Source organism: Pseudomonas sp. EGD-AK9 (assembly GCF_000465935.2).
Classification (GTDB): domain Bacteria; phylum Pseudomonadota; class Gammaproteobacteria; order Pseudomonadales; family Pseudomonadaceae; genus Aquipseudomonas.
This window is the reverse complement of the sequence record NZ_AVOF01000784.1, coordinates 1-14,720: the sequence shown is the minus strand read 5'-3', so window position 1 is coordinate 14,720 and position 14,720 is coordinate 1. Positions and strand designations below refer to the sequence as shown.

At 68.0% G+C, this 14,720-nt stretch carries 13 protein-coding genes and 2 pseudogenes; 7 read left to right on the top strand and 8 right to left on the bottom strand.

Annotation, left to right across the window (positions count from 1 at the left end; translation table 11 throughout):
- Positions 1 to 668: acyl-CoA thioesterase II (locus tag N878_RS23905; RefSeq protein ID WP_021446013.1), on the top strand; the 668-nt coding region annotated here is incomplete at its 5' end.
- A 1-nt stretch (position 669) separates the two neighbouring features.
- On the opposite strand, the gene N878_RS23900 is transcribed toward N878_RS23905, so the two are convergent.
- The 3 genes and pseudogenes from N878_RS23900 to N878_RS23890 all read right to left on the bottom strand — a co-directional run bounded on the left by N878_RS23900 (position 670) and on the right by N878_RS23890 (position 3,147).
- Complete coding sequence (locus N878_RS23900; protein WP_021446012.1) at positions 670 to 1,032, bottom strand: Mpo1-like protein; 363 nt, start codon at positions 1,030 to 1,032, stop codon at positions 670 to 672.
- A gap of 101 nt (positions 1,033 to 1,133) precedes the next feature.
- A pseudogene (locus N878_RS23895) lies at positions 1,134 to 2,168 on the bottom strand (methyl-accepting chemotaxis protein); the annotation flags it as partial.
- Between the two features lie 151 nt (positions 2,169 to 2,319).
- The gene (locus tag N878_RS23890; RefSeq protein ID WP_021446010.1) at positions 2,320 to 3,147 is read right to left on the bottom strand and encodes a TatD family hydrolase; all 828 of its coding nucleotides are present in this window, start codon (positions 3,145 to 3,147) and stop codon (positions 2,320 to 2,322) included.
- A gap of 228 nt (positions 3,148 to 3,375) precedes the next feature.
- Between N878_RS23890 and N878_RS23885 the strand changes: the two genes are divergently transcribed.
- Positions 3,376 to 4,791 (top strand): transglycosylase SLT domain-containing protein, encoded by a 1,416-nt coding sequence (locus tag N878_RS23885; protein WP_021446009.1) that lies wholly within the window; start codon positions 3,376 to 3,378, stop codon positions 4,789 to 4,791.
- A gap of 105 nt (positions 4,792 to 4,896) precedes the next feature.
- Complete coding sequence (locus tag N878_RS23880; protein ID WP_021446008.1) at positions 4,897 to 5,331, top strand: DoxX family protein; 435 nt, start codon at positions 4,897 to 4,899, stop codon at positions 5,329 to 5,331.
- A gap of 63 nt (positions 5,332 to 5,394) precedes the next feature.
- Here the strand turns inward: N878_RS23880 and N878_RS23875 are convergent, their stop codons facing one another.
- On the bottom strand, positions 5,395 to 6,330 hold the full coding sequence (locus tag N878_RS23875) for a LysR family transcriptional regulator (protein WP_021446007.1): 936 nt from the start codon (positions 6,328 to 6,330) through the stop codon (positions 5,395 to 5,397).
- 142 nt (positions 6,331 to 6,472) lie between these two features.
- On the opposite strand from N878_RS23875, the gene N878_RS23870 reads away from it, so the two are divergent.
- Entirely contained in the window at positions 6,473 to 7,702 is a 1,230-nt protein-coding gene (locus N878_RS23870; RefSeq protein ID WP_021446006.1) for an acyl-CoA dehydrogenase, read from the top strand.
- A gap of 48 nt (positions 7,703 to 7,750) precedes the next feature.
- Here N878_RS23870 and N878_RS23865 read toward each other — a convergent pair whose 3' ends face one another.
- The 4 genes from N878_RS23865 to xthA form a co-directional block, all read right to left on the bottom strand.
- Positions 7,751 to 7,939, bottom strand: coding sequence for a hypothetical protein (locus tag N878_RS23865; RefSeq protein WP_021446005.1), 189 nt, complete (start codon positions 7,937 to 7,939; stop codon positions 7,751 to 7,753).
- Positions 7,940 to 7,942: 3 nt separating this feature from the next.
- Positions 7,943 to 8,944 (bottom strand): TerC family protein, encoded by a 1,002-nt coding sequence (locus tag N878_RS23860; RefSeq protein ID WP_021446004.1) that lies wholly within the window; start codon positions 8,942 to 8,944, stop codon positions 7,943 to 7,945.
- Between the two features lie 167 nt (positions 8,945 to 9,111).
- On the bottom strand, positions 9,112 to 10,494 hold the full coding sequence (locus N878_RS23855; protein WP_021446003.1) for a substrate-binding domain-containing protein: 1,383 nt from the start codon (positions 10,492 to 10,494) through the stop codon (positions 9,112 to 9,114).
- Positions 10,495 to 10,592: 98 nt separating this feature from the next.
- Positions 10,593 to 11,405, bottom strand: a complete 813-nt coding sequence (xthA, locus tag N878_RS23850; protein WP_021446002.1) for an exodeoxyribonuclease III — start codon at positions 11,403 to 11,405, stop codon at positions 10,593 to 10,595.
- 137 nt (positions 11,406 to 11,542) lie between these two features.
- Here xthA and N878_RS23845 point away from each other — a divergent pair, with 137 nt between their 5' ends.
- The 3 genes and pseudogenes from N878_RS23845 to N878_RS23835 all read left to right on the top strand — a co-directional run.
- On the top strand, positions 11,543 to 12,187 hold the full coding sequence (locus N878_RS23845) for an N-acetyltransferase (RefSeq protein WP_031303986.1): 645 nt from the start codon (positions 11,543 to 11,545) through the stop codon (positions 12,185 to 12,187).
- Positions 12,188 to 12,255: 68 nt separating this feature from the next.
- Positions 12,256 to 13,983, top strand: coding sequence for an autotransporter assembly complex family protein (locus tag N878_RS23840; RefSeq protein ID WP_021446000.1), 1,728 nt, complete (start codon positions 12,256 to 12,258; stop codon positions 13,981 to 13,983).
- A pseudogene (locus N878_RS23835) lies at positions 13,980 to 14,720 on the top strand (translocation/assembly module TamB); the annotation flags it as partial. The gene N878_RS23840 and the pseudogene N878_RS23835, both read left to right, overlap by 4 nt.

The following is a 14,720-nucleotide window of genomic DNA, read 5'->3' as shown; positions in this document are numbered from 1 at the left end:
CCAAGGTGCCGGCGGGGCGCCCGGTGCGCTCGCTGGCCATCACCTTCGTCGGCCCGGTGGCGGCGGACGTGCCGGTGAGCTTCCAGGCCGAGGTGCTGCGCGAGGGCAAGGCGGTCAGCCAGCTGTGCCTGCGCGCGGTGCAGGACGGCCAGGTGGTGACCATGGTGCAGGGCAGTTTCGGCGCCGCGCGCGCCTCGGCCATCGATGTTGCGCCGCTGCCGGCGCCGCAGATCGAGCCGGCCGAGCGTTGCCAGGAGCTGCCGTACCTGCGCGGCGTCACCCCCGAGTTCACCCGCTTCCTGGCCATGCGCTGGGGCATCGGTGGCATGCCCTTCACCAACAACCCCTCGCGGCAGATGGGCGGCTGGGTACGCCTGCGCGGCGAGGCCGAGCCGCAGGCGCTGAGCGAGGCGCATCTGCTGGCGCTGGTCGATGCCTGGCCGCCGGCGGTGCTGCCGCATTTGAAGAGCCCGGCGCCGGGCAGTTCGCTGACCTGGACCATCGAGTTCGTCCAGCCGCTGCGGGAGCTGAGCACCGAGCACTGGTGCCTGTACCGCGCCGAGATCGAGCACGCCCGCGACGGCTACGGCCATATCGCCGCGGCGTTGTGGAGCCCGGCGGGCGAGCTGATCGCCATCAGCCGGCAGACGGTGACGGTATTCGGCTGAGTCAGTGCCGCTTGCGCCGGCGCCAGGCGCGCCACCAGGCGCCGCTGAAGAGAAAGCGCGGGAAGGTCACGCACTGTTCCAGCAGCAGGCGTTTGACCGCATCGCGCTTGCCGGCGAAGGGCCCCGGCGCCTGCTGCTCGAAGCGGTGACCCTGGCGCTGCAGGGCGAGGGCGGCCAGCAGGCCGATGGTGCCCAGTGCCAGGGGTACGAAGCCCAGGCGCCACAGGCTGATCAGCAACAGCGCGGCCGACAGCAGAAACAGCGGCACGGCCAGCAGGTGCAGCAGCAGGTTGGTCGGGTGCCGGTGCTGCTCGGCGTAGTGGCGCCATTGCCAGGCCAGCAGGTTGGGGCGGCGTTTGCTCATGCTGCATTCCTCTGGGTCATGCAGCGAGTCTAGGCCGGCCGCCTGGGCTCCGGCGAATTGCCCCTGGCTATGGTGCAGATAGGCTCAAACCTAAAGGCCTGCTACAGGCGCAGCTGGCGGATCGCCTGGCTCAGCTCGCCGGCCAGCTCGGCCAGTTGCTGGCTGGTGGCGGCGGAGTCGAGGGTCTGGCCGACGGTCTGCTCGGTGACGTCGCGGATGCCCACCACCGAACGGCTCATCTCCTCGGCCACCTGACTCTGCTGGGCGGCGGCCACGGCGATCTGGGTGTTGCTGTCGCGCATCAGCGCCACCGCGGCGGTGATCGCCGCCAGCGCCTCGCCGGCCTCTTGCGCCAGCCGCACGCAATGGTTGGCGCTGTCGGAACTCTCGCGCATGAACTCCACGGCGTCGCGGGTGCCGGCCTGCAGGTGGCCGATCATCTGGGTGATTTCGTCGGTGGAGTCCTGCACCCGTTTGGCCAGGTTGCGCACCTCGTCGGCCACCACGGCGAAACCGCGGCCCATCTCGCCGGCACGCGCCGCTTCGATGGCGGCGTTGAGCGCCAGCAGGTTGGTCTGCTCGGCGATGCCGTGGATCACCCCGACCACCCGGTTGATGTGCTGGCTGTCCTCGGCCAGGCGCTCGATGGTACCGGCGCTCTGCTGCACGCCGCGCGACAGCCCGGCGATGGACTGCTCGACGCGACCGACCGCGGCCTGGCCTGCGCGGGCCAGCTGGTCGGCGTTGTGCGACTGGTCGCGGGTGCTGCCGGCGTGTTCGGCGATGTGCTGCACGGTGGCCGACATCTCATTGATCGCGGTGGCCGCCTGGTCGGTCTCGCTCTGCTGGTCGAGCATGCCCTGGCGCACCGCGCCCATGCGCTCGGCCATGCTGCGGGTGCCGCTGTCCAGTTCGGCGGCGACCTGGCCGACGGTGCCGACCACACGCTGGTAGCCGGCCTGCATGGCGTTGAAGGCGGCGGCCATCTGGCCGACCTCGTCGCGACCCTCCAGCGGCACGCGCAGGGCCAGGTCGCCGCTGCGCTCGACCTGCAGCATCACGTCCTTGAGGGTGTTGAGGTGGCTGAGCAAAAAGCGGATCAGCAGCTGCGAGGCGGCCAGAAGCAGCAGCATCAGTCCGGCCACGGCGTTGACCGCCCAGAACTTGTACTTGAGGGAAATATCGCTGATCCAGGCGCCCATGCTTTGTAGTGTCCGCGTACGACAGCCGCTATTGGCCAAATGCCAGCAGTGTCGTCGAGGCCCGGGGCGCAAGTGTTGACCGGGATCAAGACTCCGCTGCGGCGCGCTCCGGCAGTGGCGGCAGGGCGAAGAAGGCGCGGGCGCAGGCGGTGGTTTCGGCGGCCAGCTGCGCCTGGCTCTGGCCGCGGTGCAGCGCCACCTCGCGCAGCACTTCGCCAAGGAAGGCCGGCTCGTTGCGCCCGTTTTTCGGCTTGGGTCGCAGGCTGCGCGGCAGCAGGAAGGGCGCGTCGGTCTCCAGCATCAGACGGCCGCCGGGGATGTCCTTGAGCAGCGGATGCAGGTGGGTGCCGCGGCGCTCGTCGCAGACCCAGCCGGTGATGCCTATATGCAGGTCGAGATCCAGATAGGCGTAGAGCGCCTGGCGCTCGCCGGTGAAGCAGTGCACCACCGCCGCCGGCAGCCGGTCGCGAAAATCGCGGAGTATCTCCAGCAGGCGCTGGCTGGCCTCGCGCTCATGCAGGAACACCGGCATATTCAGCTCGGCGGCCAGCGCCAGCTGCTGCTCCAGGGCCTTCTCCTGCAGCGGTCTGGGGGAGAAATCGCGGTCGAAGTCCAGTCCGCATTCGCCCACCGCGCGCACCTCGGCTTCGCCCAGCAGGGCCTTGAGCCTGTCGGCGCTGGCGCCGTTCCAGCTGCTGGCGTCGTGCGGATGCACCCCGGCGGTGCTGAACAGTCGCTCGCCGCTGCCGTCCAGCCGTCGGCACAGCGCCAGGCTGGCTTCGCTTTCGGCCAGACTGGTGCCGGTCAGCAGCATCTGGCAGACGCCGGCGGCGTAGGCGCGCTCGAGCAGGGCTTCGGCCTGCGCGGCGAGGCTGGGGTGGGTCAGATTGACGGCGATATCGATGAGTTGCATGGTGCCACCTGGTCTGGGCGAAGGGGGAGCATAGCAGAAGCATTCCGTTCGTCAGAAAGGCAATTAGAAACAATAAGTTGGCGACGCTTTTTAAGATTGATGCAAGGTTGCGGGCTGGCGCCGCCAGCGCCAGCTGTGCGACCCTCCGCGCCCCGCGCGCAGCTTGGGAACTTGTTTCGCGGGTTGTGCTCTGAGTCCGGCGGCCTGCCGCCCATCCCTGGAGAATCGATGTCGCGATTGCTGTTGATCCTGTGCCTGCTGGCCCTGCTGCCGCTACCGGCCAGCGCGCGCCTGATCGGCCCGCCGGAAGTCGGCAGTCAGGCCCGCAGCGCCCGCGACTTGCCGGCGATCCGCAGCAGCGGCGAGCTGCGCGTGCTGGTCAACCAGAGCCGCAACAGCTCGGGCTCGGTCAAGGGCCAGAGCATCGGCGTCGAGTACCACCGCCTGCGCGCCTTCGAGCAGTACCTCAACCGCAACGCCCGCGACGGCCGCAGCCTGCGCCTGAAGATCATCCCCAAGGCCAAGGACCAGCTGCTCGGCGCCCTGCAGCGCGGCGAAGGCGATCTGGTGGCGCCGGGCGAGTTGCTCAACGTGCGTGCCGGGCGCGACGTCAGCGCCAGCGCGGCGATCCGTCGCGAGGTGCCGCTGGTGCTGGTGGCGAAGCAGGGCAACCGGCATTACCGCAGCCTCGAACAACTGGCCGGGCGCAGCCTGTCGCTGCCGGCCGGCAGCGCGGTGGGCGAGGCGCTGCGCAAGGTCAACCAGCAACTGGCGGCGCGCAAGCTGCCGCCGATCGTGGTGGAGTGGGTCGACCCCAGTCTGGCGGTGGAGGACGTGCTGGAAATGGTCCAGGCCGGCATCTTCGAGCGCACCGCGGTGGAACTGCCGATCGCCGAGCGCTGGGCCAAGGTGATGCCCAAGCTCAGGGTGGACAGGCACCTGGTGCTGGCGCGTGACGGCGACATGAGCTGGTTCGTGCGTCCGGATGCGCCGATGCTGCGCGCCAGCATCGACCGCTTCTTCAGCGGCTACCAGAACCCGGCCGACCAGGACGCCGCCTTCCAGCGCGTCTACCGGCGTCTGTACAAGGTCCATTCGCCGCTCGGCCGCACCGAGCGCCAGCGCCTGGAGCGGGTGCGCCCGGTGCTGCAGCAGCATGCCGAGCGTCAGGGATTCGACTGGCTGCTGCTGGCGGCGCTGGCGTTCAAGGAGTCGACCCTCAACCCCTCGGCGCGCGGCGCCAGCGGTGCCACCGGGCTGATGCAGATCACCCCGGCGGCGGCGCGCGCCGTCGGCGTGAGCAATATCGCCAGCCTGGACGGCAATGTGCTGGCCAGCAGCAAGTACCTGGCGATGATCCGCCGCACCTTCTTCAACAGCCCGCAGCTCAACGAGCGTGAACGCATGGCCTTCATCCTGGCGGGCTACAACCTCGGCCCGCAGCGGGTGCAGAGCCTGCGCGCCGAGGCACGCAGGCGGGGCCTCAATCCCAATCAGTGGTTCTTCCAGGTCGAGCGTGTGGCCATGGAGCAGATGGGCATGGGCGTGGTGAGTTATGTGAATGCGGTGAATAAGTACTACCTTGCTTATGACCGTGAGCGCTATCTGCTCGAACCGCAAAGACAGCGGCTGACGGCCAACTAGCTATCTATCAATTCGATATTAATTAGTGGTTTTTTGCTGTTTTTAAATCGAATTAATTGGTTATTCTGTGCGCCATCAACTCTCACACACGAAGGAAGCGCTGTAATGAACAACCTGATCAAGAGCATCACCGCCACCCAGGCCGGCTTCGGCATCACCATCCTGCGCATTGTCGCCGGTATCACCTTCGCCGCTCATGGCGCGCAGAAGCTGTTCGGCTGGTTCGGCGGCTATGGTCTGGCCGGCGTGGCGCAGTGGATGGAAAGCATCGGCCTGACGCCGGGCTACCTGATGGCGCTGGGGGCCGGTAGCGCCGAGTTCTTCGGCGGTCTCGCCCTGATCGTCGGCCTGCTGGCGCGCCCGGCGGCCGCGGTGCTGGCGGTGACCATGCTGGTGGCCATCGTCACCGTGCACCTGCAGCACGGCTTCTTCATGAGCAACAACGGCTACGAGTTCGCCCTGGCGCTGATGGCGATGAGCCTGGCGGTGCTGGTCGAAGGCGCCGGCAAGCTGTCGCTGGATGGCCAGCTCGCCCGCTGATTCTCCCCGCCCGAAACGAGAAGGCCCGCATCTGCGGGCCTTCTTGCGTTTACCACCTTTCACTCAGGCGGCGGGGGCCTGTTCGGCCTTCTTCTCCTGCGCGGTGACCTGCTGGGCCAGCTCGATCATCTGCTCGCGCATCCAGCGGTTGGCCGGGTCCTGATCGGTGCTTTCGTGCCAGTACAGATGGGTTTCCAGCGCCGGCACGTCGCCGACCGGCAGCGTCACGTGATGCAGGTGATGACGGCGGGCGAAGCGCTCCGGCACGGTGATCACCATATCGGTCTGCAGCATCACGCTGCTGGCCATCAGGTAGTGCTGCGAGCGCAGGGCGATCTTGCGCTGGATGCCCATCTTGCCCAGGGCCAGATCCACGTAGCCCAGACCGCTGCGGCGGCTGGAAATATGGATGTGGGTCAGCGACAGGTACTCGTCGAGGCTGATCTTGTCCTTGGCCAGCGGGTGGCCTGGGCGCATGGCGCAGACGTAGCGGTCATCGAGCAGCTTGACGTGACGCACCTGCGGGTCGGTGTTGAGCGGCGCGTCGACGGCGAAGTCCAGGCGCCCGGCGGCCAGCTCCTTGGTGGTTTCGCGGCGCTTGGCCAGAAAGCTCTCGATGCACACGTTCGGCGCCAGGCGGCGCAGGCGCTGGAACAGCGGCGGCAGGAGAATCTGCTCGGAGAGGTCGGTCATGCTGATGCGGTAGGTCTTGTTGGCCTGCTGCGGGTTGAAGGTGCGGCTCTCCTGCACCGATACGCGCAGCAGCTGCAGGGCATTGCGCACCGGGCCGATGATGTTCTGCGCCATCGGCGTCGGCACCATGCCCTGAGCGGTGCGCACGAACAGCGGGTCGTTGAAGGTCTCGCGCAGGCGGGCCAGGGCGTTGGACACCGCCGGCTGGGTGATGCCGACGATCTGCCCGGCACGGGTCAGGTTGGCCTCGGTGTAGATGGCGTCGAAGACGATGAAGAGGTTCAGATCCACCTTGGTCAGGTTCATGCCGGATGCGCTCCAGGGCTGTCGATATCAATCGATCATATATCGGTTATGAATGTTCATACACGCTAAAAATAGGTTCGATAAATCTTAGGCGCTGTTCTAGCATCTTTTCCACAACCGCACAGCCAAGAAGGTAGCCCCAATGGATTTCGCCTACTCCCCCAAGGTTCAACAGCTGCGTGAGCGCGTCACGGCGTTCATGGAAGCGCACGTCTACCCGGCCGAAGCGGTGTTCGAACGGCAGGTGGCCGAGGGCGACCGCTGGCAGCCCACCGCGATCATGGAAGAGCTGAAAAACAAGGCCAAGGCCGAGGGCCTGTGGAACCTGTTCCTGCCCGAGTCGGACTACGGCGCCGGCCTGAGCAACACCGAGTACGCGCCGCTGGCCGAGATCATGGGCCGCTCGCTGATCGGCCCGGAGCCGTTCAACTGCGCCGCGCCGGACACCGGCAACATGGAGGTGCTGGTGCGCTACGGCAACGAGGCGCAGAAGCGGCAGTGGCTGGAGCCGCTGCTGTCCGGCGAGATCCGCTCGGCCTTCGCCATGACCGAGCCGGGTGTGGCCTCGTCCGACGCCACCAATATGCAGGCCAACGCCCGCCGCGAAGGCGACGAGTGGGTGATCAACGGCCGCAAGTGGTGGACCTCCGGCGCCTGCGATCCGCGCTGCAAGGTGATGATCTTCATGGGCCTGACCAACCCGGACGCGCCGCGCCACCAGCAGCACTCGATGATCCTGGTGCCGATGGACGCCCCTGGCGTCACCGTGCTGCGTCCGCTGCCGGTATTCGGCTACGACGACGCGCCGCACGGCCACGCCGAGGTGCTGTTCGAGAACGTGCGGGTACCCTACGAGAACGTGCTGCTTGGCGAGGGGCGCGGCTTCGAGATCGCCCAAGGTCGCCTCGGCCCGGGCCGCATCCACCACTGCATGCGTTCGATCGGCATGGCCGAGCGGGCCCTGGAGCTGATGTGCAAGCGCGCCGTTTCGCGCACCGCCTTCGGCAAGCCGCTGGCACGCCTGGGCGGCAATATCGACCATATCGCCGACTCGCGCATGGAGATCAACCAGGCGCGCCTGCTGACGCTCAATGCGGCCTACATGATGGACACCGTCGGCAACAAGATCGCCGCCAGCGAAATCGCCCAGATCAAGGTGGTGGCGCCCAACGTGGCGCTCAGGGTGATCGACCGGGCGATCCAGATGCATGGTGGCGCCGGGGTCTCCAACGACTTCCCCCTGGCCTACTGGTACGCCATGCAGCGCACCCTGCGTCTGGCCGACGGCCCGGACGAGGTGCACCGCGCCGCCATTGGCAAGTACGAGATCGGCAAGTACGTGCCGCGCGACGTGATGAAAGCCAGCCGCTGAACCAGGCGCTGAAAAGGACGAGACCCGCTTTTTTGCGGGCCTCGTCGTTTATGTCGGTTGCGACTCCTTGTCGTCGGAGTTCCGTGCCTGATCCAGCCAGCCTAGGCGCATGTGCAGCTGCGCGGCGAAGGCGCGCGCGGCCAGCTCCTCGTGAAAGGTCAGCGCGCGGCGGCCGACGCGCACCTGCCACAGGCGCTGGCCGCCACGCTCCAGCTCATCTATGCGTACATCCGCCATGCTTCAACTCTGTTGTCGATCGAGACCGGCCCGGTCGCGGGTTCTCAGCAGGGAGAGGATCACGCCGCCGGCCAGCAGGCCCAAGGTTACGCCAAGCGAGAGCAGGGCGGGAACCTTGACCAGATCGTGGAGGAAGATCTTGCCGCCGATGTACATCAGCACCAGCGCCAGGGCGTACTTCAGGTAGATGAAGCGGTGCATCAGCGCGGCCAGGGCGAAATACAGCGAACGCAGGCCGAGGATGGCGAAGATGTTCGAGGTGTAGACGATGAAGGGGTCCTGGGAAATGGCCAGCACCGCCGGCACGCTGTCGACGGCGAACACCAGGTCGGCCAGCTCGATCAGCACCAGCGCCAGCAGCAGCGGCGTGGCATGCAGCAGTGACTTGCCGCTGACCTGGTCCTTCAGACGCACCAGGAAGTGGCCCTCGTGCAGCTCGTCGGTAACCCGGATATGCCGGCGCAGGAAGCGCAGCAGCGGGTTCTGCGCCAGATCCGGGTGATGTTCCTGCTCGTGCTCGCTGCGCAGCATCTTGAAGCCGCTGAACAGCAGGAAGGCGCCGAACAGATAGAGGATCCAGTCGAACTGCTGCACCAGCGCCGTGCCCAGGCCGATCATGATGGCGCGCAGCACTATCACCCCGAGGATGCCCCAGAACAGCACGCGGTGCTGGTAGCGGCGGGGGATGTTGAAGTAGCCGAGGATCATCGCCATGACGAAGACGTTGTCCATCGACAGCGACTGCTCGACGAGAAAACCGGTGTAGTACTCCAGCGCCTTGGTCGCGCCGAGCTGCCACCAGATCCAGCCGCCGAAGGCGACGCCGACGCTGAAGTAGCCCGAATACAGCAGCAGGCTCTCGCGCATCTCGATTTCGTGCTGGTCACGGTGCAGCACGCCGAGGTCGAGCACCAGCAGGGTGACGATCAGCACTAGAAAGGCCAGCCAGAACCAGCCGGGGGTACCGAACAGCGGGGTGGTGAAAAAGGCGAGTAGAGCGTCCATGAGCCCTCCCTAAATGTCTGCCTGAGTTGAATATCGACTCAGTGACTCCGACATCACGGTGAGAGCTCACCGCCAGAGGGGCCCGGCGTCACGCTCAGACAGGCTAGCGCTTAACCCGGCTAGCCTCAAGCCAGCCCGCGGTTTTGCTCCACTTGCCGCTTGCAACTCTAGTAGACCCAGACCTCGACCCGGCGATTGCGGATGCGCCCGTGGTCTTCGTTGTTGGCCGCCACCGGCAGCTCGTCGCCGAGACCGGTGATCTCGCGAAACAGCACGCCCTGCCTGGCCAGCTCACGGCGCACGGCCATGGCCCGTAGCTTGGACAGCAGCTCGGCGCGGGCCGGGTCGCTCTTGGCGTCGCCGAAGCCCACCAGCACCACCTGGTTATGCAGCTTGTCGTGGCGCTTGAGGTAGTCCAGCACCCGTGCCAGGTCGCGCTGGGCCTTGGTGTCCAGGCTGGCGCTGCCCTCCTGGAAGCGGAAGTTCACCGACAGGCGCTGCGCCCGTTCGGCCAGCTGGCGATAGCCGGCCGGCATCTGTGCGCTGGGTTCGACGCGGATCGCCTGCACCGTCTGGGCGATGAAGCCGCTGGCGTCGACTATGGCCTGGCCGCGTGGGCTGTGGGCGAAGTCGATCAGCGCCTGGGCCCAGGGGTTGTCCGGTTGCGGCTGGTTGTAGAGGAACAGCCGGCGCGACAGCGGGTAGTCCTCGGTGGCGATCAGCGTGGTGCTTGGCGACATCGGCTGCGAGTCGCCGGCGGCGATGGCCACCGCCTTGGCCTGGCGGATATAGGGCAGGCCGATAAAGCCGATGCCCTGCGGATCGCCGCTGACCGCATCGGACAGCTGGGTGCTCGACTCGAAGCGCTGGGCGCCGGCGGCCAGGCTGCGCCCGCCCGGTGCCAGCACCAGCTCCTTGAAGGTGTCGTAGGTGCCGGAGTTGTCGTCGCGGGCGTACAAACGCACCGCCCCGGGGTTGCCGCCCAGTTCGCGCCAGTCGCCGATCTCGCCGGCGAACAGCTGCGCCACCTGTTCGACGCCGAGCGCCGCGATGGGGTTGCTCGGGTGCAGGATGATGGCCAGGCCGTCGATGGCGATCACCTGTTCGGCCTGCGCGCTGCGCAGATCGCCGAGGGCAGCCAGGGCGGCGGCTTCGCCGTCCTTGATCGGCCGCGACGAGGCGGCCAGGTCCGCCGTGCCGTCCTTGAGCGCGGCGAAGCCGGTGCCGGAGCCATGGGCGGCGACCTCGACTATCACCGTGCGGCCGTCGGCGTGGCGCGCCAGCAGGCGCTGTTCGTTCTCCGCCGCGCCGGCCTCGCTGCGGATATCGCGCAGACCCTGGGCCTCGAACAGGCCCTTGACCAGTTCCGGGCCGAGCCTGGCGCCGATGGTGTTGGAGCCCTGCAGGCGCAGCACCGGCTGCCCGCCCTGCGAGGCGGGCAGGGCGGCGAACACCGACAGCGGCAGGGCGTAGCAGATGAAGCCGAGGACCAGCAGGGACAGGGTGCGACTCCAGAGGTCGCGGTCGACGGCGGACGGGGCGCGCGGCATGCGGCAGACACCTTCTAGTGGGTGATGGAGAGTGCCGCGCAGATTAAGTCAGTCAGGTTTCAGTGATATGACGGCGCTGGGGCGCGCCGTATAGGCTCTCAGCCCAGTTCCAGCCAGATCGGCGCATGATCCGAGGGCTTGTCCATGCCGCGCAGCTCGTAGTCGATGCCGGCGTCCTTGAGCCGGCCCTGCAGCGCCTGGCTGGCGAGGATCACGTCGATGCGCAGGCCGCGCTTGGGCTCGTCCTCGAAGCCGCGGCTGCGGTAGTCGAACCAGCTGAAGCGGTCATTCACCCCGGGGTTGAGCTGGCGGAAGCTGTCGACCAGGCCCCAGTTCTTCAGGGTCGCCAGCCACTCGCGCTCCTCCGGCAGGAAGCTGCACTTGCCGGTCTTCAGCCAGCGCAGGCGGTTGGGTTCGCCGATGCCGATGTCGCAGTCCTCGGGGCTGATGTTGATGTCGCCCATCACCACCAGCGCCTGCTGCGGATCGAAGTGCTCGACCAGCAACTGCTGCAGGTCGGCGTAGAAGCGCTGCTTGGCGGGGAACTTGACCGGATGCTCGCGGCTTTCGCCTTGCGGGAAGTAGCCGTTCATCACGGTCACCGGCTGGCCCTGGGCGTCGGTGAAGGTGGCGTAGATAAAGCGCCGCTGGGCGTCCTCGGCGTCGCCGGGAAAGCCCTTGTGCAGGTTCAGCGGTTCCTGGCGCGAGAGCAGGGCGACGCCGTAATGACCCTTCTGCCCGTGATAGTGCACGTGGTAGCCGAGCTGGCGGATCTCGGCCTCGGGGAATTGCTCGTCGGCCACCTTGGTTTCCTGCAGGCCGATCACGTCCGGCTGGTGCTTGTCGATCAGGGCCTGCAGCTGATGGGGGCGGGCGCGCAGGCCATTGATATTGAAGGAGACGATTTTCATGGGCGGCGAGTCCTGGGCAAAAGGCGATGCTAGCCGATCCGCCGCGCTCGCGGCCAGCGCCTGGCAGGGCCCTGGCGGCGGTGCTAAGTTGGCTGTGACGCGTCCGACCGCACAACGCATAACAACAGAGGTCCGCCATGCCCCATAACGCTCCTGCCGAAGTCCGCATGCTCGACGGCGGCTACGCCCGCGAAGTGCGTTCGCTGCTCTACCACGCCTACCGCCACGAGCCGACCTTCGCCTACCTGTTCGAGGCCGAGCGGCCGGGCTTCGACCAGCGGGTGCGGGCCACGGTGCGCGAACTGGTGCAGCAGCACTTCGCCGAGGAGCTGCCGGCCATCGGCCTGCTGCTCGACGACCGGCTGATCGGCACCGCGCTGATCGCCCCGCCGCAACGGCGCCTGGATATCACCGAGAGCTGGGGCTGGCGTCTGCGCATGCTGCTGAGCACCGGTTTCCGCTGCACCAAGCGCTACCTCGAATACCACGACGCGGTGCTCGCCTGCCTGCCGCCGGGGCCCTATCACGTGCTGCCGCTGCTCGGCATCCATCCCGAGTTCCAGGGCCAGCACCGCGGCGAGCAACTGCTCGAAGCGCTGCACGACTGGTGCGCCGAGGATGCCGGCTCGCAGGGCGTGGTGCTGGACACCGGCAATGCGCGCTACCTGGATTTCTACAAGCGCCAGGGTTACGAGGAAATCGGCGAACTGGCCATCGGCCCGGTGGTGGAGCACGTGTTCTTCCACCCCAATCCGCAGCCGGTGGCGCGGGCCCGCGCCTGAACCCTGGCTGTCACCGCCGTTCTCCACCGCTCTAGCTCGCCGTCCTCTCCGTGATAGCATCCCCGGCCATGAGCGTATATGGACATATCCGGCGCAGCCTGGCGCTGCTGCTGATCAGCACCGGCGCCCTCGCCGCCGGTGAGCTGGACGTGCGCATCAGCCCGGCCAATGCGGCCCTCAAGGCCAATATCGAAGGCTACGTGGGCAGCCTCGAGGGCCGCGACGGCCAGGCGCTGCGGCGCTTGCGCCGGGTCGCCGAGGCCGAGGCGGACAAGGCCGCGCAGGCGCTGGGCTATTACCAGGCGCGCATCCGCAGCCGCATCGAGGAGGGCGAGACGCCGCGCCTGGTATTGGAGGTGGAGCCCGGCGAACGGGTGCGCCTGCGCAGCGTCGACATCCGCATCGAAGGCCCGGCCAGCGAGCTGGCCGCCTTTCGCCTGCCCAGCGCCAGCCGCCTGCAGCCCGGCGCGGTACTGCACCACGGCCGCTACGAGGACGCCAAGCGGCTGATCCAGAACCAGGCCTCGCGCTACGGCTTCTTCGACGGCCGCTTCTCCCGCCAGCGCCTGGATATAGACCCCGCCGCCGGGGTCGCCGATATCGAGCTGGTGTACGTCAGCGGGCCGCGCTACCGCCTCGGCGACCTCGCCTTCAGCGGCGACTTTCCCTTCGACGAGGCGCTGCTGCGGCGCATGGTGCCGTTCCAGGCGGACACCCCCTACGATTCCGAGCTGATCGCCGAGCTGTACCAGGCGCTGCAGTCCAGCGGCTACTTCGAGTCGGTGCGCATCGATGCCATTCCCACCCAGGCCGAGCAGCTGCGCATTCCCGTGGCGGTCGCGCTGGTGACCCGCGAGCCGCGCACCCTGGGCCTGGGTGTGGGGTTCTCCACCGACGTCGGGCCGCGCCTGCGCGGCTCCTGGACGCGCCACTGGCGCAACCCGCAGGGTCATAGCTACGGGGTGGAGACCGAGCTGTCGGCGCCAAGGCAGAACCTCGGCCTGTGGTACGACATGCCCGGCGACCCGCCGTTGACCGACAAGCTGCGCCTGGCCGGCGGTTACCAGTACGAGGAACTGGCCAGCAAGGACAGCCTCAGCCGTCTGCTCACCCTCGGTCCGGAGTGGCACAGCCAGCGCGCCGGCGGCTGGCAGCGGGTGCTGTCGCTCAAGTGGCAGCGCGAGGAGTACCGTCTGGGCGACGACTCCGGCCTGAGCACCCTGCTGATGCCGGGCGTCAGCTATTCGCTGCTGCGCAGCGACAACCGCCTCGATCCGCGGCGCGGCTATCGCTTGCAGTTCGATGTCTCCGGCGCGGTGGACGGGGTGCTCTCCGACGCCAACGTGGTGCACGGCAACGTCATGCTCAAGGGCCTGACCACGGTGCTGGACAACCATCGCCTGCTCGGCCGCGTGCAGCTGGGCGGCACCGAGACCAACGGCTTCTCCGGCGTGCCGCCGTCGCTGCGCTTCTTCGCCGGCGGCGACCAGAGCGTGCGCGGCTACGACTACCAGAGCCTGTCGCCGGAGAACGACCGCGGCGACAAGATCGGCGGCCGCTACCTGTTCGCCGCCAGCGCCGAGTACCAGTACAGCCTGACGGACAAGTGGCGCCTGGCGACCTTCGTCGACCAGGGCAACGCGTTCAACTCGCTGGACTTTCCCACCCTCAAGACCGGCGTCGGCTTCGGCCTGCGCTGGGTCTCGCCGGTCGGCCCGCTGCGTCTGGACCTGGCCCATGCGCTGGACGACGAGGGCGGCGTGCGCCTGCACTTCTCCATGGGGCCGGAACTATGAGGCGCGCACTCAAGTGGCTGGCGGCGGGGCTGCTGAGCCTGGCGCTGCTGCTCGGTGCGGCAGTGCTGGGCCTGCTGGGGACCCAGGGTGGCAGCCGCTGGCTGCTGGCGCAGGTACCGGGGCTGACGGTGGAGAACTTCAGCGGCCGGCTCGGTGCGGCCTGGCAGGCCGATGCGCTGCGCTGGCAGCAGGACGGGCTGCGCGCCGAGCTGCACCAGGTGGATTTCGCCTGGTCGCCGGCCTGCCTGCTGCGCCTGAGCCTGTGCCTGGATCGTCTGCACCTGCGGCAGGTCGTGCTGAACCTGCCCGCGAGCGGGGAGGCGAGCGGCGAGCCGCTGCGCCTGCCGCAGTTGAAGCTGCCGCTGCGCCTGCAACTGGGTGATATCCAGCTGGGTGAGTTGCGCCTCGACGGCCAGGCCCAGTTCAGCGAGCTGAGCCTGATCGCCGCCTGGAACGAGCAGGGCGTGACGTTGCAGCGCCTGAGCCTGCGCCGCGACGAGCTCAGCCTCGAACTCAGCGGCGAGCTGACCCCGCAGGGCGACTGGCCGCTGGCCGTCAGCGGGCGCCTGCAGTTGCCGGAGGTGGACGGCAAACCCTGGCAGCTGGCGCTGCAGGTTGGCGGCGAGCTGCAGCGCAGCCTGACCCTGCAGGCCGACAGCACGGGCTATCTGGAGGCGCGCCTGGTCGGCGAGGTGCAGGCCCTGGCCGAGCACCTGCCGGCCGAGCTGCGCCTGAGC

Coding starts and splice junctions, on each gene's coding strand:
- N878_RS23890 (WP_021446010.1), bottom strand. CDS start 3,147: ATGCAACTCATCGATATCGCCGTCAATCTGACCCACCCCAGCCTCGCC.
- N878_RS23875 (WP_021446007.1), bottom strand. CDS start 6,330: ATGAACCTGACCAAGGTGGATCTGAACCTCTTCATCGTCTTCGACGCC.
- N878_RS23880 (WP_021446008.1), top strand. CDS start 4,897: ATGAACAACCTGATCAAGAGCATCACCGCCACCCAGGCCGGCTTCGGC.
- N878_RS23840 (WP_021446000.1), top strand. CDS start 12,256: ATGAGCGTATATGGACATATCCGGCGCAGCCTGGCGCTGCTGCTGATC.
- N878_RS23870 (WP_021446006.1), top strand. CDS start 6,473: ATGGATTTCGCCTACTCCCCCAAGGTTCAACAGCTGCGTGAGCGCGTC.
- N878_RS23860 (WP_021446004.1), bottom strand. CDS start 8,944: ATGGACGCTCTACTCGCCTTTTTCACCACCCCGCTGTTCGGTACCCCC.
- N878_RS23865 (WP_021446005.1), bottom strand. CDS start 7,939: ATGGCGGATGTACGCATAGATGAGCTGGAGCGTGGCGGCCAGCGCCTG.
- N878_RS23845 (WP_031303986.1), top strand. CDS start 11,543: ATGCCCCATAACGCTCCTGCCGAAGTCCGCATGCTCGACGGCGGCTAC.
- N878_RS23900 (WP_021446012.1), bottom strand. CDS start 1,032: ATGAGCAAACGCCGCCCCAACCTGCTGGCCTGGCAATGGCGCCACTAC.
- N878_RS23855 (WP_021446003.1), bottom strand. CDS start 10,494: ATGCCGCGCGCCCCGTCCGCCGTCGACCGCGACCTCTGGAGTCGCACC.
- xthA (WP_021446002.1), bottom strand. CDS start 11,405: ATGAAAATCGTCTCCTTCAATATCAATGGCCTGCGCGCCCGCCCCCAT.
- N878_RS23885 (WP_021446009.1), top strand. CDS start 3,376: ATGTCGCGATTGCTGTTGATCCTGTGCCTGCTGGCCCTGCTGCCGCTA.